This is a genomic window from Edaphobacter sp. FHG110511_03 (assembly GCF_059115365.1).
The window spans coordinates 583843-605715 of the sequence record NZ_JBZYWL010000001.1 but is presented as its reverse complement, the minus strand read 5'-3'; the positions used below and the strand labels follow the sequence as shown (position 1 = coordinate 605715).

Here is a 21873-nt window from a genome sequence, read left to right as displayed (position 1 = left end):
ACAAGACAAGTCCGCGGACAGGCCTGCCTTAGCAGAGACAGGCTTAATTGATGGAAAAGCGGAGCAACCCGGCAACAGAACGCGAAAATCCCATGGCTCTCGCCACGGATTCCACAGATTTAAGGGATGCTCGGAGGAAGCGACCTACGCGGTAGCTGCGCCGGGAAGGACAAAGCGCGCAGGGCCTGCGAGGGAGCTCGACATAAAGCGCTTGATTGACATCGAAGGGTCCTTCCTTTCGGCTAAAGTGTCCTCTAGTTTAGCATGGCGAGCGCCGGAAACCCGGCGTGCAGTATAAAGATCTTCATCCCATATGCGAGCCCTTTTCCTCGGTTTTCTCTCTTTCTTTGCTCTCACGGCGCCCGCTCTCGTTCATGCGCAGAACGCGTCCGAGATCGATCCCATGCTCGGTGCAGACAAGGGGGGCAACGTCTTCGTTGGACCAACGCTACCCTTCGGCATGGCGAAGCCCGGCCCCGACTATGGAGACAACCAGGGCAATGCGGGATGGCAGGCAACAGGCAACCTCAATGGCTTCTCCCAGTTACACGTATCGGGCACGGGCGGCGGACCCAAGTACGGAAACATCGCCGTGCAACCCATGATGGGCAAGGCCGATCCCGCCCACAGCTCCGCGCCGCGCGAAGACGAGCATGCACAGGTTGGCTACTACTCCGTGAAGCTTGGCCGATCCGGCATTCGCGCCGAGATCACCACCGCGCGCCGAACCCCGGTCTACCGCTTCACCTATCCCGCAAAGGGAGAACGCACGCTTCTCGTCGACGTCGGGCATCTGCTCATGAAGCTTCACGACTCCCCTCATCGTTACCCTGAGGGCCAGGTCGTCTACTCCACCGACGTCGAAGTCCTCTCGCCAACAGAGATCGCAGGCATGCAGGCCTCCGTCATGGGCTGGAACATCCAGACCACGCCCATGAAGGTCTACTTCTATCTCGTCACCGATACTCCGGCAGCCGCAAGCGGTACGTGGGCTGACGGCAAGGCTGTACAGCCGGGAGCGAAGACCGCAAGCTACAAAATGCCTTTCACGATGAAGACGCTCCCCCAGCCGCCTGCTCCCATCGTCAGCACCGGGGCCTATCTCACCTTCCCTGCAGGAAACAAACCTGTGATGGTAAAGGTAGGTCTCTCCTTCGTCTCCATCGAGCAGGCAAAGAAGAACGCGCAGAGCGAGGTCTCAGGCTTCGACTTCGAGGGCACGCGCAAAGCTGCCGTCGCTGCATGGAACCAGCAGCTTGCTACCGTGAAGATCGAAGGCGGCTCGCCGAGTGAGCGGCAGCAGTTCACCACCGGCCTTTATCACTCCATGCTGATGCCCGTGGACCGGACCGGCGAGAATCCGCTCTGGCAGAGCACGACCCCGTACTATGACGACTTCTACTGCATCTGGGACACCTTCCGCTCCTCGACTCCTCTTCTAACGCTGCTCGATCCCAAACGAGTCACTGCCATCCTGCAGTCGCTGCTCGAAATCCAGGACCACGACCACTTCTTTCTCGACGGCCGCTCCGGCAACTTCGCTGGAAGAACTCAGGGTGGCTCCGACGCCGAGATGATGTTCACCGACGCGTTCGTAAAACATCTTCCCGGTCTGGACTGGGAGCGTGTCTATCGCGCCATGGTGCACGACGCCGATACCGAATCCACGGCTCCCATCCGATTCGGGCGTGGCGATATGGACGAATGGAAACGCCTCGGCTATCTCTCCATCGAACACTCCGATCCTGCCGGCGGCCCCGATCGCCCCGGCTCCCGCTCCATGGAGTACGCCGCCAACGACTACGCCGTCGCCCTGATGGCGAAGGGACTTCACAAGGACGACGACGCGAAGAAGTTTGCTCTGCGCGCCGCAAACTGGAAGAAGCTCTGGGACGCCGATGCCGTCGACCACACCGAACGAGGCGATGTAAAAGGATTCATCTGGATGCGTCACGCCGACGGAAGATGGAAAGAAAACTTCAACCCTCATCTCGTCGGCACCTGGTATCAGGACAACTTCTACGAAGCCACTACCTGGACCTACTCGCTCTACGTCCCGCAGGACGTTCGCGAGCTTATCAACACGGCTGGAGGAAGCGCAGCCTTCAAAAAACGTCTCGATCTCTTCTTCGCTCTCGGCCCATCCGGCCGCTACCGCTACGACGTAGGCAACGAGCCCGGCTTCCTCGCGCCGTACCTCTACAACTGGATCGGCGAACAGAGCAGCACCGCAAAAACCATCCGCGCCATGCTCCCCGCCAGCTATCACACCGGCCTCGGCGGCCTTCCCGGCAACGACGACTCCGGAGCGATGGGCTCCTTCCTCGTCTTCAACCAGATGGGCTTCTTCCCCGTCGCCGCACAGAACGTCTACCTTATCGGCTCACCGACCTTCCCCCGATCTTCCATCACACTGGGAAACGGAAAGACCTTCTCCATCGTCGCGGAGAACTCTTCCCGCACGAACGTCTACATCGCCAGTGCCACATGGAATGGCAAACCCTATCAACGCTCGTGGTTCACCCACGACCAGCTGATGGCAGGCGGCGAGCTCCACCTCACCATGACCAACAAACCCACGCACTGGGACACCGGAGCCCCGCCTCCATCGATGTCAGACAAGTAAGGTTCGGCAAACGAAACGGGGTGCCCCATTCATGCGGCCTCACCGCATGAGTGGGCTCGCATCCCCGAACACCTGAATGAAAAATCGCTTACGCGTCGAATGGATGACAGCCCTTTTGTTAGTTCTTCGGCTTCATTGATGGTTGCGTCAGAACACGGCGCTTTCCCTGTTCCGGTGAGCGCGAAGGATCGGAGGGAACCGTCGTTGGATCTTTCAGGACGGAGTCATCCGGAAGGGGAACGGTGACGCCGGTCGGCCTTACGTAGTATTTGTCTCCGCCCGCAATCCTTACTTCTACGTTGTGCACCCCCTGGGTCGAATTCGAAGGTCGTGGAAACTCCAGGATGTAACGTTCGCGCAGCATGGCCATGGCCCGTAGCAGCGTCGCCTCTATCAGCTCGGGCGTTGTCGGCATCAGTATGCCTCCACTCAACTCACAGATCGACAAGAGCGGATACACATCGTTGCTAGTCGATATAGGAGCCTTTACGGAAGAGCTGCGAAACGGCACCGTAATACCAAACACGGCGATACTGGCGGTCTGGACAAAGGCCCGTACTTCATTCCATTTGCGCACGCTTCCCTTGTCGCGCCCATCGGTCAGGACCAGAATGACTCTTCGTCCGGGAAGCTTTTCCATCCGTGCAGAGATAAATCCCAGGGCGTCCCATAGATAAGCGGGCTTCTGTGTGCAATGCGGTTCGTTTTTCCCGGAAGCCCTCCACGGCGCCAGGAGTACATCCACACGATCGAGAAGTCTTGCATTGTCGGCCGGTTTATCGTCAAGGGATCGAGTGAGACCACAGCCCAGGCTGTAGAGCGAGACGTGATCTCGAGGAGTCAGGAAGATCGGGGCGAGGTTCGCAATCTCTCGACTGAGATTCTGCATGAGATCCATCGCGCTGGGATCGAGCAGAATCGAAAGCGAGATCGGATCGTCTCCCTCCGGACGGACATGGGTAACTCGGAACCAAGGCCCCGCATCGACACGGATCGAAAATCTTCGTTCGCCAATCCGCGGGTCGATCCTCGTTCGATTCTGGCTGAGAACCAGCGTCGGCATCTGAACAAGGTCCGTGTAGACGTGCAAGGTTCGAACTGGCTCGTCATGACCGGATGGGGTGTCCTGCGCCATCAGTCCCAACGCACTCGACAAAGCCAATCCCGCTAACAAGAGCAGTTTCATCGTTTACCACGCAACGGATACACGCCGGAGACAGTATGCCTGAAGCCGGCAGCGCGTGATTTTCTTCGGAAGCCGGGGCGCATTTCGTGCCCCTCGTCGTGCCAGGCGAATCCGCATCTCATTCACCTGAAGTCCGGAGGGCACTCATGGTCGAAGCAGTTCTATGCGACATCGACGGCACACTCGTTCAGAGCAACTGGCTCCATGCCTCGGCCTGGAAAGATGCCTTCTCCGTCGCCGGAGTCGACCTCGACGTCGAGACCATCCGTCGCCAGATCGGCAAGGGCGGCGACGAGCTCATTCCCGTCTTCATCCCCTTCTGGCGCCGTCGCATTCTCGAAGAGCCCCTGAAGACCTTCCGCAAATTCGTCTTCCAGCAGGACTACCTCAGCAAGGTCGAAGCCTTCCCCGGCACTCGCGAGCTCTTCCAGCGCATGAAGACCTCAGGCATCAAAACCGCGCTCGCCTCCTCGGCCAACAAAGACGAGCTCGAAACCTACAAGGCCATCGCCCGCATCTCGGACCTGGTCAACGTCTCCACCACCGCCGACGACGTCAGCCGCTCGAAGCCACATCCCGACATCTTCGAGACGGCGCTTCGCAGGCTGGGCGCAAAGCCCGACCGCGTTCTTGCCCTGGGCGACACTCCCTGGGATGCCGAGTCCGCCAACAAGGCGGGAGTACAGACCGTTGGCGTGACCACCGGCGGCTGGACCGAAAAGGAGCTGTACGACGCCGGATGCATCGAGGTCTATAGAGACATCTCCGACCTGCTCGAGAACTTCGACCGTAGCGCCCTCATCACCCTCTAGCACTTTTCCGCAAACCATCTACTCCACGTCATTCCGAGCGAGCGTAGCGAGTCGAGGAATCACTGTATTTCGCCGATGCGTCGCATGATGCCAGGAGGACAAAACATAACTAACCCGACCCTGCGGTTCGCGTTGCACCCCACAGAGAAAGAACTCTACGGATTTGTCATCCTGAGCGAAGCGCAGCGGAGTCGAAGGACCTGCGGTTCGTATCAATCCGCCCTACCAGCCCACGGAAGATCGACTGTCAAGTCAAAGAATGGCCCATCCCACTGATTCCAGAAGACATAAAGACTGCCGATTCATTCCTCTCCAACTGCTATCCTTAAAACAAGTAAAGACAAAACGCCCCGGCCAAGCCGGGGCGTTTTTAGGATCAACAAGAACACGAAGTCCGGACCTAAGTTGCATCGTTCCAAGACTTTGCACAAAAAAGTACGGGGGCCTACCCCAGGGTCGGCATGGTCGTATCCACTCCCGCCCGAATGCCTTTCGGCCACCGCGCAGTAATCGTCTTGATCCGCGTGTAGAACCGGACGCCCTCCGGCCCGTAGATAGAGTGATCGCCGAAGAGCGAGCGCTTCCATCCGCCAAAGCTGTGGAAGGCCATCGGCACCGGAATCGGAACGTTGATGCCAACCATCCCCACCTGGACCGAATGCGCGAACTCCCGCGCCGTATCGCCGTCCCGGGTGAAGATCGAGGTGCCGTTGCCGAACTCATGCTCATTGATCAGATCCATCGCCGTCTTGAAGTTGTTCGTCCTCACCAACCCAAGCACCGGCCCGAAGATCTCATCCTTGTAGATAACCATCTCCGGCTTCACATGATCGAACAGCGTCGCCCCGAGGAAGAAGCCTTCGCCCTTTGGAAAAGCTCCCTTGCGTCCGTCGACGACCAGCTCCGCGCCCTCCTTGGCGCCCGTCTCCAGGTATCCGCTTACCCTGTTCAGGTGGACCTTCGTGACCAGAGGCCCCATATCCGCGCCGTCCTCCATCCCTGGAAGGACCTTCAACTTCTCGATGCGCTCGATCACCTTTGCTCGCAGCGCGTCCGCGGTCTCGTTCCCGACGGTCACAGCAACCGAGATCGCCATGCAGCGCTCGCCCGCAGAGCCATAGGCCGCGCCAACCAGTGCATCTGCTGCCTGGTCCATGTCCGCGTCCGGCATCACGATCATATGGTTCTTCGCTCCGCCCAGCGCCTGCACGCGTTTGCCGTGCGAGGTTCCCTTCGCATAGACGTATTCTGCGATGGGCGTCGAGCCGACGAAGCTCACAGCCTTGATATCCGGATGCTCCAGCAGCCCATCCACGGATTCCTTGTCTCCGTGGAGCACGTTGAAGACACCGTCCGGAAGCCCGGCTTCCTTCAAAAGCTCGGCGATCAGGATCGAGGCGCTCGGATCGCGCTCGCTCGGCTTCAGAATGAACGTGTTTCCACACGCCAGCGCGATCGGAAACATCCACATTGGAACCATCGCCGGGAAGTTGAAAGGTGTGATTCCCGCGACGACGCCCAGCGGCTGGCGCAGCGACCAGCTGTCGATATCCGTGCCCACCTGCTCGGAGAACTCGCCCTTCAGCAGGTGCGGAATTCCCGTCGCGAACTCGACGACTTCGAGCCCACGCGTGGCCTCGCCCTTTGCATCGGAGAAGACCTTGCCGTGCTCCGAGGTGATGATCTCGGCAAACCTGTCGGTGTTCTGTTCGAACAGCTCACGGAAGCGAAACATCACGCGTGCGCGTCGCAGCGGCGGCTGAGCCGACCAGGAAGGGAACGCAGCCTTCGCGGCGGCAACGACTTTGTTCAACTCCGCGCTGTTTGCCAGCGGAACCTTTGCCTGGACCTGTCCAGTAGCCGGATTGTAGACATCGCCAAAGCGGCCCGATTCGCCGGCGACTTTCTGACCGCCAATCCAATGCGTGATCTCACGCGGCCTGGAGCTGTCAGTCTTATTGACCTCGGGTGCCACGATGGTCGATGACATGGGGAAACCTCATTTCTTTAGATTGCAAACCAGCGGTTACCAAAATAGATTGTCGGTTGCTTCATGGTCAAATCGCGTTGCATAATAAGCAACAGATTTTCAGAATTGTTAACTATAGCCTCGGCGCATCCGCGGATTCTGAAATCCCGGCGATCTCGCCATTGGCCAACATCCTACACGGAGATACCCCTCCAGTGAATGCTGGCGCTGGAGAAATGAACTACGAAGTCCCCTGCGGAACTAAGGTCCGTATGCACCCCCTTCTCGACCGTATCTGGAGCTGCAGCACCTTTTCCATGGATTTTGCATAAAGCACGATCTACAGGTTTAGAGTAGGGACCGTTGCGCTTCCGAAGCGTGTGGGCGAGACTGTGACGGCAGGCGGCAAGTGCACTTACTTCTGCGGCAACTCTCTTTGGAAAGGAAGCAGCGCTTTGTACGACTACAGAAAGCTCTTCGATCTCACCGGCAAGAAGGCACTTATTGTTGGAGCAGGAAGTGGTATCGGTGAAGCTGCCGCGCACGGATTGGCAGCCCATGGTGCGCATGTCCTATGCGGCGACCTCAACCTCGACGGTGCGCAGAAGGTTGTCAACGACATCAAGGGTGCAGGTGGAAGTGCCGAGGCGATGTACTTCGACATGCGCGACGGCGATGCGGTCAGGAAGGCGCTCGACGGGCTTGCCGACCTGGACGTTCTGGTAAGCACGCCCGCGATCAATGTTCGCAAGCAGTTGCTGGATATGAGCGAGGAAGAGTTTGATCGGGTTCTGACGCTCAACCTGAAAGGAACATTCCGCCTGATTACTGCGGCGGGACGCAACATGAAGAAGCGAGGAAAGGGAAGCATCATCGCCTTTGCCAGCATCCGCGCGCTGACGGTCGAGCCGGGACAGGGCGTCTATGCCGCGACCAAGGCCGGTGTGCTGCAGATGTGTCGTACGCTGGCCGCTGAACTTGGGCCACACGGAGTTCGCGTAAATGCGATTGGACCCGGTGTTGTCGACACTCCCTTGACCGCACCGATTGTGGCCAATAAAGACTGGTACAGCGCATACGCGAACAAGAGTGCCCTCGGCCGATGGGCCAAGCCGCATGAGATGGCGGGAGCGGTCGTTTATCTCGCCTCGGATGCCGGATCGTTCGCAACCGGAACCCTGACCATCGTCGATGGAGGCTGGACGGCCGTGGATGGACGGTTCACTCCGCCGCTCTAAGCCGTGTCGGCAAATATCCGCTGATGAGTTTTCGTTTGGAAGGAAGGTTGTCCCTCTGGTCCCCGCTCTAGGGCTGAGGACCGAACGGATCGAGATGGGGAGGACAGCCCGGGCTGACGAGCTCTCCCTCGCTCCCTGCCTTTTGTAAAGCTCCATCCAAGAGATCGATCTGAACCAGGTCGGCGAGACGATAGAGCTTCGCATGAATCCTGCGCGCAACCGGCTCGTCGCACTCCACGGAGATGCGGATGGTGGTGGCTGCATCTTTTCGAATCAGTTCGAAACGCTCAACCTCCAGCAGCTGCTGATCGAAGACCTGTGCTACTCGCATTGCCAGCCGTGGCCGCGCTGCTGCGGTGATTCGATAGGTCCATGCCATCTTGCTCTCCTCTTTTCGCTTGTCGTTTCTTGTGGCCAAATAAAAATCCCGCCAGAGCATCTGCTGTGGCGGGATTCGTGAACTTCCGGATTGATTCGGAGGATTTACGTTATGCCGCCACCTGGAATGGGCGAAATAATGGACCGAATCGAAATGCTGGACGCGGCAAGGCCGGTTCGCAGGAGTGTCTGCAAAACAGTCTGATCTGCGCAGGTTGCGGCGTCGTTCATACGAGAAGCTTATACCGAGCTCTTCGAGCAGGGCAATTCAACCCGGTGGACATCTGGTCCACGAACATCTGCTGCCGGATTCAGTTGATCTATATATGGTTGCAGGGTGCCGCCTACATACAAGGGATGCTTGACGCAGTAAATGAAGCGGAATGGTTATGGACGGAGCCTTCCTTGAGTCATGGTTTTAGGCGTCCTAAATGGCAGAAAGCGTGCACCGCTGCGATACTAGAGAGCGTCTAATCTTTCGGAATCACGTTGATGGCGACCGCAAATCTCCCCAAACCCGTCGCTCCACCGAGGTCGAAGACGAGTTCCTTCGAGCGGACCCTGGCGAGCGCTCGCTCGACCATGATGTTCAGCGAGGTGGTCAAACTTGCGATCGACAGCTTCAAAGCCAGCAAGGTGCGCTTTCTGCTGACCATGCTGGGCATGATCATTGGTTCGGCCTCGATCATTCTCGTTTATACCCTCGGACTTACCGGCAAGGAGTATGCGCTCAACCTGATCTCGTCCATCGGGCCCAACATGATCGAGATGCAATACAACGGCGGCAGCATCGTTGGGCCGGACAACACCAGCACTCCCGACTTCATGACCCGCGAGGATGAGGCGGCGGTGAACGATCAGGTTCCGGGAGTCGCCGCCTCTTCGCCGATGCTGGAGGACCACGACAATGTCAGTATGGGTGGAGGGATCACGCGCAATACTATGATCCTCGGCGTGTCGCCGCAGTACCGTATCGTTCGCAATCTCGCCGTGGTGGGAGGACGCTTCTTCGATGATCAGGATGCCGTCACCCACGCCAAAGTGGCCGTGATCGTTGAGCCCTTTGCGCGAGCTTTGTACGGCTCTTCGAGCGCTGCTGTCGGACGCGCCATCAGAATTCATGGCATTCCCTTCACCATCATCGGCGTCTTCAAGATGCGTATCGATACTTTTGGCCAGTCCGAGGTCTCAGACCAGACGATCCTGATCCCCTATCCCGTCGCGCGTTATTTCACTGGGAGCGACACGGTAAAGGAGATCTTCTTCAGCATGAAGAACACCTCCGACGTGACCCCGGCGGCCACGGAGATTCTGCGGATTATCAAGGGACGTCATCGCGCCAGCTCGGTCTATACCGCCTTTACCATGCAGCAGGTCCTCAGCGTTATGGCGCAAATCGCGAATATGCTGACGATCGTGCTCACACTTGCGGCGGCCATTACCCTGATCGTGTCTGGTGTCGGCATCATGAACAGCATGCTTGCCAATGTGCAGGCTCGCCTTCGCGAGATCGGTATCCGCAAAGCGCTTGGAGCTACAAGCCACGAAATCCGACTGCAGTTCCTTACGGAGGCAGTCTTCCTCTCTCTCAGCGGCGGCCTTCTCGGTACTCTGGTTGGCCTCGCCCTTCCCCTGGCTGTCCGGCTTCTAACGCCCTTTCAGATTCCAATCTCGCCATGGTCTGCAGTGATCGCGTTGGGAACCTCGATGCTGGTTGGGGTACTTTTCGGAACCCTCCCAGCTAACCGAGCCGCACGCCTGGATCCGGTCCAGACCCTCAAGTACGAGTAGACCTTCAAAATGTTGAAGCAGGCTCATCTCTTCAAGAGCTGAACCCATTCGCGACACATCCCACATGCGCCTGAAGAGGAATCGGAGCGGGGAGCTACTTCTTATCCGAGACGGCTGCGGGCGCTGCGCTGGCAGCAGCCGGTGCCGCGGCAGGCTTGCTTGCGCCGTCCGAAGCTGAGCTGGAGGAGTCGCTGCTCTTTGACTCACTCTTTGATTCGCTTTTGGATTCCTGTGACTTCGGCTTGGCGTTACCGTAGCCATCCGCGTACCATCCGCCGCCTTTGAAGGCGATAGCCGGGGCCGAGAGCACACGCTCGAGATGCCCGCTGCAGTGTGGGCAGACGGTGATCTCCGGGTCGGAGAACTTCTGGATCTTCTCGGTGCGTTCGTGGCATTCGATGCATTCGTATTCGTAAAGTGGCATAGGGTAGGGTCGTTCCTGATTGTGGGACTCGGGCAATGGCAAAGCCAGCATTGCTCACTCTTTTGATTCTAACTGCTGCAGTACGTAAAAAGCCCCGCGGACCTGGAGATCCACGGGGCTCAAGACTGACTGGCTACAGTTTGCCGAGTTCGATCAGCCGTACGCTGGCAATGGCTTCTACCTTGCGCAGGGCTTCGACGGCGGCGTTTGCCGTCGCGGCGCTGGGTACATCGATCTGGACAACGGCGAGCGCCTGTCCCTGGGGAACGCGTTGGGCGCGCGCTCCTCGAGCAGGATCATGGGCACGGCCCAGGGCGAAGTTCGCGATGTTGACGGAATTGTCCCCCAGGATGGTTCCGATACGGCCAATGACGCCGGGCACATCATGGTTGCGGATCGCGACCAGGGTTCCGGTAAGCGGAGCCTCGATGTCGATGCCATCGTAGGTGAGCAGGCGGGGGGAAGAGCCGTGCAGCACGGTCGCCGAGGCCGAGGCATCGCCGTCGGAGGAGTGCAAGACGAGCTTGAGAACGGAACCCGCTCCTCCCGTGGTGAACTCCTTCTTGTCTTCCTGCACACGAACGCCACGCTCTTCGGCGATCGCCGCGGCGTTGATGCGGTTTGCGGTGCTGCGCGATTCACCGTTGCCTTCAGAGCCCGCGAAGATTCCAGCCAGCGCTGCGTTACGGACCAGGTCGGTCTTGCCGGTAGCAAGGCGTCCGGTGTAGCTGATCTGGATATTCTCCAGATTGCCCGGCGTCGCGTGCGAGAGGAATTGACCAAGGCGCTCGGCCATCTCGATGTAGGGGGAGATCTCGGTGTACTCCTCGTGGGTCAGCGAGGGCACGTTGACGGCGTTCTGCACCACGCCGAGCTTCAGGTAGTCGCGTACCTGCCGCGCGAGCTGGATGCCGATGGCCTCCTGGGCCTCATCGGTGGAACCGGCGATATGCGGAGACAGGATGACGTTCTCGAGCTCGAAGAAGGGGGACTCCTTGAGTGGTTCCTTGTGGAAGACGTCAAGGGCGGCTCCCGCGACATGCCCGGACTTCAGGGCATCCGCAAGCGCCTGCTCCACGATCAGCTCGCCGCGGGCGCAGTTGATAATGCGAACGCCTTTTTTCATGATGGCGAGCGACGTGGCGTTGATGAGGCCTTCAGTTTGTGGGGTGAGGCCGACGTGGAGGGTGAGGTAATCGGAGCGGCGGAAGATCTCGTCGATGGGGACGAGGGTTACGTCGTTTTCACGCGCGATCACCGGCGCAATAAAAGGATCGTAGCCGATCAGATCCATGCCGAAGGCGCGGGCGCGGCGAGCGACCTCCAGGCCGATGCGGCCCAGGCCGACGATGCCGAGCGTCTTGCCGCGAAGTTCGCGGCCCTGCAAAGTCTTCTTCTCCCACTTGCCCTCGTGCATGGTCGCATTGGCGCGTGAGATAGAGCGGGCCATGGAAACCATAAAGCCGATGGTCAGCTCGGCAACGGCGATGGCATTGGCGCCGGGGGTATTCATCACGACGATGCCACGGCGGGTTGCGGCGTCGGCATCGATGTTGTCCACGCCCACGCCGGCACGTCCGATGATGCGAAGCTTCGGTGCGGACTCCAGCAGCTTGGCGTCGGCCTGGACGGCGGAGCGGACGACGAGTGCGTCTGCGTCTGCGAGCTCGGCCGGAAGGCCGTCTTTGATCTGATCGGCGGTGACGACCTGCCAGCCAGATTCTTGTTGGAAGATGGCAAGGGTTGCAGGGGAGACTTTTTCAGCGATGACGATCTTCATGTAGCTCCTATTCTAAAACGGGGAAGCGGGACGTTCCGTGACGAGTCGATATTCGACGCACGGCCAGGGGGGAGGCCCTGACCTCGGCTATGAATGTCCAGATGACCGGCATCTCCCGGTCGATTCGGAAGTTAGCCCCGGGCACGATTCATTTGTTTTTTGGGTTCGCGATGCCAAGATCCTCCACCACGTTGGGATCCGTGTCCTTCAGCTCAGCCAGCAGGCCCTCGTCTGACAGGTCGAGCGGCTTCGAGTTCTCCCAATCGTCGTGCAATGTCTTGTGAATTCGCTTTGTGATGGGCTCGTCGTTCACCTCGATCGCCAGCTCGCGCCGGCTATCGAAGCTGCCGGGGGCGAAGTTGATCGATCCGATGATGGCGCGAGAGTCATCTGCAAACAGGAGCTTCGCATGCAGCTTGATGTGCTTCAGCTTGCGAATGGCAATTCCCAGGTCTTGCAGGATACGCAGGCCGCTGACGCCTTCCACCAGCTTGTCCTTCTTCAGCTTGTGGGGTGGGCGAGCCATCACGTGAATCTTCACGCCTCGGCGAAACGCCCGCACCACGTGCTCGATGATCACTGGATCCTGATAGCGCTCGTTCTGCAGCCACAGGGTATGCTTCGCGCTGTCGATCAGCTGGCAGAGCCTCTGGCGGCCGTTCCCGGTGCACCAGATCAGGTGAGAGTGATCGCCGGAAGTGAACTCAGTGCGATCCCAGTCCGCGTCGAAGCACTGGATCACCTCATCCACTTCGTGCTTGTGGGTAGTCACAATGGCGTAGTCGCGTGTCTCGGTAAGGTTGCGCGTCTCCCAGTTGAGGGATTGGATGAATGCGGCCGAGTCGTCCACGACCATGGACTTCTCATGCGTCAGGTCGAAATGCGGATTGCTGTCCTTAACCTCGACGCCGAACTCTCCAAGCAGCTTGCGCGTCTCGTCATTCTCTTTTTCGCCATCCCGCCGTTCAGGGTTGAGCATTACGCGAACCTTCACGCCACGCTTGTGCGCCGAACCTACCGCATCCAGCAGAGAAGGGTCCGAGAAGACGAACATTTTGATGCGCAGGGAAGATCGCGCGCCGGAGATAGCGTCGAGAAGAGGCTTGGCCGAGTCGTCAGGCAGAATAATGATTGAGCGGGACATAACGCTTCCTTGAAAATTCAGCAGCAGATGTTTGGCCTTGAGACTATCTCATTTTACGAGACGACTGTTTTCGTGCCTGTATCGAACTGAGTGCGATACAGGTCCGCGTAGATTCCATTGCGCTTCAGCAGTTCGTCATGGGAGCCGTTCTCCGCAACCACCCCATTGGAGATAACGATGATCTGGGTAGCATCCCGGATGGTGGTCAGCCGATGTGCGATCGCAAGAACGGTCCGGCCCTTCATCAAATTCTCCAGGGCATCGATGACCAGCTTTTCTGACTCGCTGTCCAAAGCGGCTGTGGGTTCGTCGAGCAGCAGGATGGGGCTGTTTCGAACCATCACCCGGGCGATTCCGATACGCTGGCGCTGGCCGCCGGAGAGGGTAGAGCCGCGCTCCCCCACCGGCGTCTCGTAACCCTGCGGCATGCGCGCGATAAACTCGTCGGCATTGGCGAGCTTCGCAGCGGCGATGATCTCCTCGCGGGTCGCGTGAGGATTACCGAAGGCGATGTTCTCGAAGATGGTTCCGTGGAACAGAACCGTATCCTGGAGCACATAGCCGATGTGGTCGCGAAGATTCTTGAGGCCGTAGTCCCGCACGTCGACCCCGTCGATCAGCAGCGAGCCCGCCTGCACATCGTAGAAGCGAGGGATTAGGCTGACCACTGTGGACTTTCCACTGCCGGTCGGCCCGACGATGCCTACAAACTCGCCCGGCCGGATGTGGAAAGAGACATCGGTCAGGATGGGTGTGGCGGGATCATATCCGAAGGCAACATTGCGAAACTCGATCTCTCCTTGGATCGTCTCGGGCTCAACCGCATTCTCCTTCTGCGGAAGGATCGTGTCGGTGTCGAGGATGTCGCGGACCCGCTCCACGCCGACCGTCACCTGCGCAATGGCGTTGGTAGTCGTGGCGAGATCCTTGACCGGCTTGAAGAACCGGCTGAGATAGGCCAGATAGACCGTCAGCGATCCCACGGTCATGGTCCCGGTGAGAATCAACGCAGCGCCTCGCCATAGCACGATCGCTGTGCAGAGAGAGACGACGATCGTCACCACGGGCGAGAGCAGAGCCTTTACGCTGCGCGCCTTGAGAGCGGCGCTTACCGTGGCCTGGCTGACGACCTTGAGCATCTCCTCTTCGGTGCTCTCCTGGCCAAAGGCTTTGACCACCTGCATGGATTCGAGCCCCTGCTGCACCACCGCCATAATGGCGCTTTGTTCCTTGCGGACTTCGTGGGTCGCGCTCTTGACGGCTTTCTTGAAGCGCGATACGAAGAGCAGGAGAAACGGCGTAACCGCGACTGCGATCAGGGTGAAATCCCAATTGAGCCAGAACATCAGCACCAGCATGCTCAGGATGGTGAGCATGTCGACCAGGATGTCGAGTGTGGACGAAGAGGCGAAACCTTGGATGGTCTGGATGTCCGTGGTGAGCGTGCTGATGATCGGCCCGGTCTGATGGGTGTTGTAGTAGCCGAGCGAGAGCCGCTGCAGATGGTTGTACATGCGCATGCGCAGGTCATGCGCCACCCACTGGCCTGCGCTCTCGGTATAGTAGTTGTCGATGTAGGAGGCGAGGGCGCCGAGCGAGGAGATCAGCACATACAGGCCCGCCGCGACCAGCGCTATGTGGAGGCGATGGCCGTGTTCGAGGAAAGGGCTCAGGAGATGATGCATCCACGGAGCCATTTTGTGGTCGCCGACGACGTTATCGAGGATGATCTTCAGCGGCCACGGCGCGGCAAGGCTCATCAAAGTCTCCACCAGCATCGCCATCAGGATGACGATCAAGGTGCCACGATAAGGTCGGATCAAATCACCGATGAAACGCAACATGCAGCGAATCCTAGCGGAACAACTCGGCTATGAGAAGTCGTTTGTGAAGCGAAGCTCGTTTTTAAACGAAGTAGTGCGGAACGAACGAGCTGAGGTTGTCAGTGATCAGGCCTGCGGATTCGCGGATGCCGAGGCCGCAGCACTGCTGGTCGACCATCCACAGGCCGAGCACCGGGTAGCGGCTGGCTCCGGGCTTGAGGTTATCCGGAAAGCCGGCGATAGGAGCCTGCGCCTGCAGTACAGCGAGGCCCTGGTAAGAGCCATCGGTTGAGGCGATCGTGGCTCCATTGCGCACGATGGTGACGTTGGCGCCCTCGCGCGAGTGCAGCGGCTTGCGGACATAATCGCGCGGTTTCGGGGCGGAGCCTTCGAAATGAGATTCCAGCAGAAGTTCATGGTTGGGGAAGAGCTCCCAGAGGACCGGAAGGAGGCCCTTGTTCGACAGCAGCATCTTCCAGATGGGCTCGATCCAGCGCATCGCGGTGTAGGTATCGAGCGCGGCAGGGCCGAATTCCTCGGCGACGATCATCTCCCAGGGATAGAGCTTGAAGATCGAGAACATCTGCTGCTCTTCGAGATCGACGAAGGCCTGACGCTCGTCATTCCATCCGATGTCACCCATCAGAATCGACCGGGTGGGCAGGCCTGCCTGCTGGGCGGTGTCGCACAGGTACGCGAGGGTGAGCTGGTCTTCCGGGTTATCGAGGCCGGCGAAGTAGACCGGCTTGGAGAGGCACTGCGCGATGTCCTGCCACTTCCCGATCACTCGTTCGTGAATGGAGTTGAACTGATCGCAGTTGGGAAACTGCTCTTCGAGCCAGGACCACTGGATGACGGCTGCTTCGAGTAGCGAGGTCGGGGTGTCGGCGTTGTATTCCAGCAGCTTCGGAGGTCCGGAGCCGTCGAAGGCGATATCGAAGCGGCCGTAGATTGCGGGCGGCTCATTTTCCCACGCCCACTCGATGGCGGGGACGGCTGTGGCGGGAATCTCGAGTTCGGCGTAGCGCTTCTTATCGATGATGTGCTGGGCGGCCTCGAGGCACATCTGCTGCAAGGTGGTGCCGGCCGTTTCGAGGGTATCGATCTCCGGGGCGGTGAACTCGTAGCAGGCGCTTTCGTCCCAGTAGGGGCGATCCATCTCCTGGTCTTCCGGTGTGTGGAAGACGAGGCCGGCGGAAGCAACCTTCTGTTGCCAGTCGTCACGTGGGGCTATGGGGATGCGTCGCATGATTATTCGCCGGCTCCGTGACCCGCTGACATCGATCGGCCGAAGCCACCGCGCGTCGTGACTCCGGAGCGGGTGGCATAGCTGCGTCCTGCGGAGGGAGTATAGCTCCCTCCGCCCACAATGGTACCGAGGGCATAGCCGCCCCAGCCGCCATAGTAGTAGTGGTACAGCGGGTGGTAGGGAATGTAGCCGGGCCCCCCGGGATTCTGCTGAACGTTTGCGGCGGGAAGGTTCGCGCACATCTTGTCGTCCACGACCCGGTTGTTCTCGTCCACGCAGCGCTGCATCTCCGGCTTGCGGCAGCCGGTGGCCATGGAGAGCGCGACCGAAGCGAGCAGGGGTGCGGTGACTTTGACGGAGCGTCTCATACGCGTTTGCGCCGGCCCTCCCAGGCGAAGAAGAGCAGGGCTCCGAGGGCTACGATTCCCACGATATGCCAGGCGTCCTCCAGCGGGCCACGCTTTTTTCCGGCGATCGCGTAAGTGTGGTCGCGCCTTCGCATGAAGCTTCCGCCGGTCGCCTGGGTTCCGGCTGCCGTGCTTCCCGTGCCGCCGTAGTAGTAGCGGAAGGAGGAGCTGGCGGTCGGCTGCCTTCCCAGGACCCTCTGCTCCCCGTTGCTGTGGCAGAGGTCATCATCGACCACGGTGTTCTGCTGGTCCACGCAGCGCTGCATCTCCGGCTTGTGGCAGCCGGTCGCGAAGGAGAGTACGGCGACGGCGAGGAGAGGCGCTGCGAGTTGCGCCAGAGCGTTCCTTCCGGGCTTCGGCGAGGACCTACCACTACCCCGTACTTTTTTGCGCAAAGTCTTCGAATAAAACAATTTAGATCCGGACCCCGTATTTCTATACCAGCAGGTTACGGTTCGTATGTTTCCCTGTTTTTTTCTAATCCTCTTCTATTGTAGGAGACGAAAGGGAACTAATCGGCAATTTTGTGACGGATCTGAAATTTAGGGGAAGATGCCTGATTTCAATGGTTTGCCGGGAAAAGACAATACTTCTGGATTGGAGAGGTCTTGACAGCGGATTCAAACGGATTTTAGCGGGCCTGATACCCGTGACAGCAATGTCCTCAGGCCTTCGAGCACATCGTCTCACAGCAAGCCAGCGATCATGAATGATCTGGAGGGGTTGCTAAAAGCTCATTCGCACTCCGCCGTTGAAGACGCGGCCATCCAGCGGTGCCCACGCGTCTGTTGTCCACCGTCCATCGACGCCACGCGTTGGCCTGAGCAATGGATCGTATTTTGTCTGGCGCACATTCCCCAGGTTCTCAGCATTGAGATAGGCCTTGAATCGCCCAAAGTGCTTCTCGACGAGAAAGCCGAACAGCACATAGGGCTCCGAGCTGGTGCGATACGGATTGTCATCGAGCCGCTGAACGCCTGTGTAATACGCTTCGACGCCGATACGGGCGTTGTGCTCGCGCTCCCAGGTCCCGACAAATCCTGCGCTATGGCGTGGGGTCAGTTCCACGTCTTGTCGAACAGCGCCTGGCTTTTCTCTCGCCTGCGTCCATGTATAAGAACCGGTTGCAGAGAACTCACCTCTGCGCCAGGTCCCGATGGATTCCACGCCTATATTTTCTGTCGGAGCCTGGAGATTTCTTAACGTATAGGCCGTTGCCTGTTCCACGTAGACAGGATGATGCACGTTCGAGGTAAAGAACGTAGAGGTAGCGGTGAAGGTCTTCCAGACATGTGTCAAATCGAAGGTAAGGCCTCGACCACGCTCGACCAAAAGCGGACCAAGGACCACGAGCCTCTTAAGCCCGGCTGCTTCGGTCTCTTCGGTAAGAGCGCTGGGAGCGGAGAAGCCCTGTCCGAGGGAGAGTCGGCTCGTCCAGCCATGTCCGCGCATGAGAGCAGCGAATCTTGGGCTGAATAAAATGCCGTATTGGCTATGGAAGTCTGCGCGGGCACTTACAGAGACTGACAGCCAGGATGCGACCTGAATATCGTCCTGGGCGAAGACGCCGGGATTCCAATAGGTGTAGCGATATATGGGAACATCCTGAGGACGATATGCATCCCGCTCGAACGCTGCCCCCGTCACCCACGAATGATGCCCCGCTGCACCTCGGATGGAGGCTTCGCCAAAGAGCAGATCGTGCCGATCCCTTTCAAGATCGTCGCCAAAGAGATGACGATGATGCTGTGTGGAGTAGGAGCCGCGCAGGCTTGAGACGAAGCGGCCTGCGATCAGGAATTGTGATGTTGTCCCAATGTCTGCTCGTCGGCTCTCCAACGACTCGATGTAAGGTGCGCCCGTTGCGGGCAGACCGTGTCCCGGAAGCGTTCCGCCGGTGCGGTTTTCGAAGGTAAAGCCGCCGGTCAGGAGCCCACTGCGGCCCTTCCCGTTGTCCCAGAAGAGCCGCGGACGTGCGACGGCACGTCCATAACCCGCGAGATCCGCCCAGCCATCCTGGTTGAGGTCGCGCGCGATTTGCCAATCTCCCATACCGAGAAAGGCACCACTCACCTTAGGAGTGAACTTTCCCGCAAGGTAGCCGGAAATGTCGGTGCCTCCGAGCGTCGTCTGGTTCACAATGAAGTCGCGAATGGGTTTGTCGCCGGGACGGCGCGCGATGAGATTCACCACACCGCCCATGGCACCAGCTCCGTAGAGGGCTGAAGCGACTCCCTTGATGATCTCCACCTGTCCGAGGTCGACCGGTGGAATCTGCAGGAGACCGAGACCGGCACCCTGTTGTCCAAAGAGTGGCAATCCGTCCGCGAGGAAGCGAGTGTATCGTCCTTTCATTCCCTGAATACGTATGCTCGATGACCCAAGCGAAGACGATGTCGTTTGTACCCGCAGACCGCTGGTTTCGTTCAGCATCATGACGATGTTCCCGGGGGTCATCATCGTCTTCTCATCGACTTCTTCCTGGCCGAGAAGTTCGACACGAGTGGTCTGATCCTCAAGACGGCCCTCGGTGCGAGTCGCGTACACCGTCACCTGCTCCTGAAGAGGTTCCGGTTTTGGCTGGGCTGGTTGCGGAGTCTCCTGGGCGAACAGCGGCAGGGACATCGCAACGAAAGTCGCAGTGAAGAAGGCAAATGACCTCATGCTTTGTTCTCTGAAGTGCGCTCTGTGAGCGCGCGGCGGATTGCGCGAAGATCGATCCGAAACGCCTGCAGGGAATTTTAGGCGAGATGACTCGGCCTTCGCTTGAATGAGTCACCGTAGCCACGAAACTGTTGCGGCGACGATGCGGCATCCGGCAAGTAAAGTTCGCGTTAAAAATTCAACCCCTCGAAGAAACTCTTCGAGGGGTCGAGAGCGGAGAGTTACTTGGTCGCAGTGAGCTCGGCGAAGGTCTTCTGGGCGGCGATGAGGCCGTTGCCGAAGGCGAAGCCGGGCAGTGGAAGTTTGGCTGCGATGGCGACCTGCTCGAGAGCGCCGATGATCGCGATGGTGTCCATGTAGTCGAAGTAGCCGAGGTGAGCGATGCGGAAGAGGTGACCCTTCATCTCGCCCTGGCCGTCGGTGACGATGGCGGCGAACTTCGACTTGAGCCCCTTGACGATGACGCCGGAGTCCGTTCCCTCGGGCGGCAGGATCGCGGTGGCGGCGGCGGCCTCGTATCCCTTCGGGGCGAAGAGCTTGAGGCCCATCGCGGTGGCAGCGGCACGGGTCATGGCGGCGCAGGCCTCGGCGTTGTCGACGAGCTTCTTGCGGCCCTCGGCGAGATTTCCCTCGGCCTGGTTGGCGATGTAGTCCAGCGAAGCTCCCAGAGCGGCGATCAGGGCGACGGACGGCGTGTAGGCCGACTCACCCTTGGCGGCGTTCTTGCGCTCCTTGCGCAGGTCGAAGTAGTAGCGCGGGTTGTAGGTCGACTCCATGCGGTCCCAGGCACGGGCGCTGACGGCGAGGTAGCTGAGGCCGGGAGGAATCATGACGGCCTTCTGCGAGCCGCCGATAAGGACATCGACTCCCCAGCCATCCATATCCAGATGCGTGGTGCCGAGGCCGGTGATGGCATCGACGATGAGCAGGGCTTCGGACTTCTCCGCCTTGAGCAGCTCGGCGATGCCCTTGATGTCGTGACGGACGCCGGTGGAGGACTCGGTGCCCTGCACGAAGACGGCACGGGTCTCGAGCTTGAGCGCGGCCTTGACCTCGTCGATGGTGAAGGTCTGTCCGTAGGGTTTCTCCACCACGTCGACGTGGCAGCCGAAGGCCTTGGTCAGCGAGCTCCAGCGCTCGCCGAATTTGCCGGCGGTGAGGACGAGGACACGGTCGCCGGGCGAGGTGAGGTTGGAGACCGAGGCCTCCATGGCTCCGGTGCCGCCGCTGGAGAGGATGATGACGTCGTTGGTGGTTCCGACGAACTCCTTCAGCTGGGCGAGAACGCGGGTGTAGAGGGCGCGAAACTCAGGGGTGCGATGGTGAATATCGGCGGCCGCCATAGCGAACTGTGCCGCGGGAAGCAGGGGCGTTGGCCCAGGAGTGAAGAGGCGCGTTTTCCGAATCATAAGGATATTGTATCGAGTCGCTGAGAACAGCCTGTCAACGACCCATCTCTTTTCTCGGACACGGCTTCCAGTCGAGCAGTGGGCCGAAGAGCGCGCCAGTTGCGTAACTCTTTGGCAGGCGATGGGATTTTTACCGGCATTTCTCTGAATGGCCGATCCCTTTCGGGAAATTGTTGACGATAGAACCGGTCGCACTATGGAGCCGGAAGATTCAAGAACTGTACATACACGGCCAAATAAATGACCATGGTTGCTGTTTAGCGGTGGAGTTGGAGAAGGTGTTTCTTTGAATCTTTGCCGGGCCAGAAATTCGACACGCGCCTGTCTCTCTGTCTTGGTATGCACGGCCTCGGTTTTCGTGGCTCATGCGCAACGGCTCTCGTCTTCCGATCAACGTATGGAAGCGGTCCAAAACCACCTCTCACGATATGTAAGCCTCAAAAACGCCAAGAATGATGAGATGAATCTGACTTCGCAGATGGCGGTGCTCCGTGTTCCAGGTGTGAGTATCGCTGCAATACAAAATGGCCGGATCGATTGGGCGCGTGCGTATGGCGTTTCTTCCCTTCACGGCCCGCCTACATCGACGAAGACACTCTTCGGAGCAGCTTCCATCTCTAAGCCTGTTACAGCAGTGGGTGTGCTGAAGCTTGTAGAACAGGGAAGAATTGATCTGGACGCCGATGTAAATCAGTATCTGAAGCGATGGAAGATTCCAGATAGTCCGTTCACCGCGCAGAAAAAAGTCACGATTCGGGAACTCCTGAACCATACTTCAGGAATCGGCACCCATAACGGGCAGATTTACGATCCGAGCTTGCCCCTGCCGAGTTTGCTGGAGATGCTCAACGGGGAAAAACCCGCGAGGACGGCTGCAGTGCAGGTTGAGGCCATTCCCGGCACAAAATTTGCGTACGCCAATGGCGGCTATCTCGTTCTGTATCTGCTCATCGAGGACGTGACGGGGGAAATC

At 59.1% G+C, this 21873-nt stretch carries 16 protein-coding genes and 1 pseudogene; 5 read left to right on the top strand and 12 right to left on the bottom strand.

The features are described from left to right. Positions 1-313: 313 nt before the first annotated feature. A complete protein-coding gene (locus AC5S26_RS02375; protein ID WP_494183246.1) occupies positions 314-2626 on the top strand; it encodes a GH92 family glycosyl hydrolase in 2313 nt (770 codons plus the stop codon). Between the two features lie 118 nt (positions 2627-2744). Here AC5S26_RS02375 and AC5S26_RS02370 read toward each other — a convergent pair whose 3' ends face one another. Beyond that, on the bottom strand, positions 2745-3812 hold the full coding sequence (locus tag AC5S26_RS02370; RefSeq protein ID WP_494183245.1) for a vWA domain-containing protein: 1068 nt from the start codon (positions 3810-3812) through the stop codon (positions 2745-2747). Positions 3813-3958: 146 nt separating this feature from the next. On the opposite strand from AC5S26_RS02370, the gene AC5S26_RS02365 reads away from it, so the two are divergent. Next, the gene (locus AC5S26_RS02365) at positions 3959-4624 is read left to right on the top strand and encodes an HAD family hydrolase (protein ID WP_494183244.1); all 666 of its coding nucleotides are present in this window, start codon (positions 3959-3961) and stop codon (positions 4622-4624) included. 445 nt (positions 4625-5069) lie between these two features. Here the strand turns inward: AC5S26_RS02365 and AC5S26_RS02360 are convergent, their stop codons facing one another. Then, positions 5070-6614, bottom strand: a complete 1545-nt coding sequence (locus AC5S26_RS02360; RefSeq protein ID WP_494183243.1) for a CoA-acylating methylmalonate-semialdehyde dehydrogenase — start codon at positions 6612-6614, stop codon at positions 5070-5072. 434 nt (positions 6615-7048) lie between these two features. On the opposite strand from AC5S26_RS02360, the gene AC5S26_RS02355 reads away from it, so the two are divergent. Continuing rightward, positions 7049-7831: an SDR family NAD(P)-dependent oxidoreductase gene (locus AC5S26_RS02355; RefSeq protein WP_494183242.1), complete on the top strand. Its 783-nt coding sequence runs from the start codon at positions 7049-7051 to the stop codon at positions 7829-7831. Between the two features lie 67 nt (positions 7832-7898). Here AC5S26_RS02355 and AC5S26_RS02350 read toward each other — a convergent pair whose 3' ends face one another. Continuing rightward, entirely contained in the window at positions 7899-8210 is a 312-nt protein-coding gene (locus tag AC5S26_RS02350) for a hypothetical protein (RefSeq protein ID WP_494183241.1), read from the bottom strand. Between the two features lie 491 nt (positions 8211-8701). On the opposite strand from AC5S26_RS02350, the gene AC5S26_RS02345 reads away from it, so the two are divergent. Next, positions 8702-10000: an ABC transporter permease gene (locus tag AC5S26_RS02345; RefSeq protein WP_494183240.1), complete on the top strand. Its 1299-nt coding sequence runs from the start codon at positions 8702-8704 to the stop codon at positions 9998-10000. Positions 10001-10094: 94 nt separating this feature from the next. Here the strand turns inward: AC5S26_RS02345 and AC5S26_RS02340 are convergent, their stop codons facing one another. The 9 genes from AC5S26_RS02340 to AC5S26_RS02300 all read right to left on the bottom strand — a co-directional run bounded on the left by AC5S26_RS02340 (position 10095) and on the right by AC5S26_RS02300 (position 20900). Next, positions 10095-10424 carry an FmdB family zinc ribbon protein gene (locus tag AC5S26_RS02340; protein WP_494183239.1) on the bottom strand — a complete coding sequence of 110 codons (330 nt, stop codon included), beginning with the start codon at positions 10422-10424 and terminating at the stop codon, positions 10095-10097. 133 nt (positions 10425-10557) lie between these two features. Further along, positions 10558-12204 carry a phosphoglycerate dehydrogenase gene (serA, locus tag AC5S26_RS02335; protein WP_494183238.1) on the bottom strand — a complete coding sequence of 549 codons (1647 nt, stop codon included), beginning with the start codon at positions 12202-12204 and terminating at the stop codon, positions 10558-10560. Positions 12205-12352: 148 nt separating this feature from the next. Then, complete coding sequence (locus AC5S26_RS02330; RefSeq protein ID WP_494183237.1) at positions 12353-13348, bottom strand: phospholipase D-like domain-containing protein; 996 nt, start codon at positions 13346-13348, stop codon at positions 12353-12355. A gap of 53 nt (positions 13349-13401) precedes the next feature. Beyond that, on the bottom strand, positions 13402-15192 hold the full coding sequence (locus AC5S26_RS02325; RefSeq protein ID WP_494183236.1) for an ABC transporter ATP-binding protein: 1791 nt from the start codon (positions 15190-15192) through the stop codon (positions 13402-13404). Between the two features lie 61 nt (positions 15193-15253). After that, positions 15254-16420 (bottom strand): glutathionylspermidine synthase family protein, encoded by a 1167-nt coding sequence (locus tag AC5S26_RS02320; protein WP_494183235.1) that lies wholly within the window; start codon positions 16418-16420, stop codon positions 15254-15256. Positions 16421-16422: 2 nt separating this feature from the next. Further along, positions 16423-16788 carry a hypothetical protein gene (locus tag AC5S26_RS02315; protein ID WP_494183234.1) on the bottom strand — a complete coding sequence of 122 codons (366 nt, stop codon included), beginning with the start codon at positions 16786-16788 and terminating at the stop codon, positions 16423-16425. Further along, complete coding sequence (locus AC5S26_RS02310) at positions 16785-17222, bottom strand: hypothetical protein (RefSeq protein ID WP_494183233.1); 438 nt, start codon at positions 17220-17222, stop codon at positions 16785-16787. The genes AC5S26_RS02315 and AC5S26_RS02310 overlap by 4 nt, the downstream gene beginning before the upstream one ends. 331 nt (positions 17223-17553) lie before the next feature. After that, on the bottom strand, positions 17554-19491 hold the full coding sequence (locus AC5S26_RS02305; protein WP_494183232.1) for a TonB-dependent receptor plug domain-containing protein: 1938 nt from the start codon (positions 19489-19491) through the stop codon (positions 17554-17556). 221 nt (positions 19492-19712) lie between these two features. Next, on the bottom strand, positions 19713-20900 hold the full coding sequence (locus tag AC5S26_RS02300; protein WP_494184593.1) for a pyridoxal-phosphate-dependent aminotransferase family protein: 1188 nt from the start codon (positions 20898-20900) through the stop codon (positions 19713-19715). Positions 20901-21297: 397 nt separating this feature from the next. On the opposite strand from AC5S26_RS02300, the pseudogene AC5S26_RS02295 reads away from it, so the two are divergent. Continuing rightward, positions 21298-21867: pseudogene (locus tag AC5S26_RS02295) on the top strand (serine hydrolase domain-containing protein); the annotation flags it as partial. Positions 21868-21873 lie beyond the last annotated feature (6 nt).

What these genes read in the sequence shown, in the direction of transcription:
- AC5S26_RS02365 (WP_494183244.1), top strand. Translation starts at nt 3,959, where the DNA reads ATGGTCGAAGCAGTTCTATGCGACATCGACGGCACACTCGTTCAGAGC.
- AC5S26_RS02345 (WP_494183240.1), top strand. Translation starts at nt 8,702, where the DNA reads ATGGCGACCGCAAATCTCCCCAAACCCGTCGCTCCACCGAGGTCGAAG.
- AC5S26_RS02315 (WP_494183234.1), bottom strand. Translation starts at nt 16,788, where the DNA reads ATGAGACGCTCCGTCAAAGTCACCGCACCCCTGCTCGCTTCGGTCGCG.
- AC5S26_RS02340 (WP_494183239.1), bottom strand. Translation starts at nt 10,424, where the DNA reads ATGCCACTTTACGAATACGAATGCATCGAATGCCACGAACGCACCGAG.
- AC5S26_RS02330 (WP_494183237.1), bottom strand. Translation starts at nt 13,348, where the DNA reads ATGTCCCGCTCAATCATTATTCTGCCTGACGACTCGGCCAAGCCTCTT.
- AC5S26_RS02325 (WP_494183236.1), bottom strand. Translation starts at nt 15,192, where the DNA reads ATGTTGCGTTTCATCGGTGATTTGATCCGACCTTATCGTGGCACCTTG.
- serA (WP_494183238.1), bottom strand. Translation starts at nt 12,204, where the DNA reads ATGAAGATCGTCATCGCTGAAAAAGTCTCCCCTGCAACCCTTGCCATC.
- AC5S26_RS02300 (WP_494184593.1), bottom strand. Translation starts at nt 20,900, where the DNA reads ATGATTCGGAAAACGCGCCTCTTCACTCCTGGGCCAACGCCCCTGCTT.
- AC5S26_RS02370 (WP_494183245.1), bottom strand. Translation starts at nt 3,812, where the DNA reads ATGAAACTGCTCTTGTTAGCGGGATTGGCTTTGTCGAGTGCGTTGGGA.
- AC5S26_RS02375 (WP_494183246.1), top strand. Translation starts at nt 314, where the DNA reads ATGCGAGCCCTTTTCCTCGGTTTTCTCTCTTTCTTTGCTCTCACGGCG.
- AC5S26_RS02320 (WP_494183235.1), bottom strand. Translation starts at nt 16,420, where the DNA reads ATGCGACGCATCCCCATAGCCCCACGTGACGACTGGCAACAGAAGGTT.
- AC5S26_RS02305 (WP_494183232.1), bottom strand. Translation starts at nt 19,491, where the DNA reads ATGAGGTCATTTGCCTTCTTCACTGCGACTTTCGTTGCGATGTCCCTG.
- AC5S26_RS02360 (WP_494183243.1), bottom strand. Translation starts at nt 6,614, where the DNA reads ATGTCATCGACCATCGTGGCACCCGAGGTCAATAAGACTGACAGCTCC.
- AC5S26_RS02350 (WP_494183241.1), bottom strand. Translation starts at nt 8,210, where the DNA reads ATGGCATGGACCTATCGAATCACCGCAGCAGCGCGGCCACGGCTGGCA.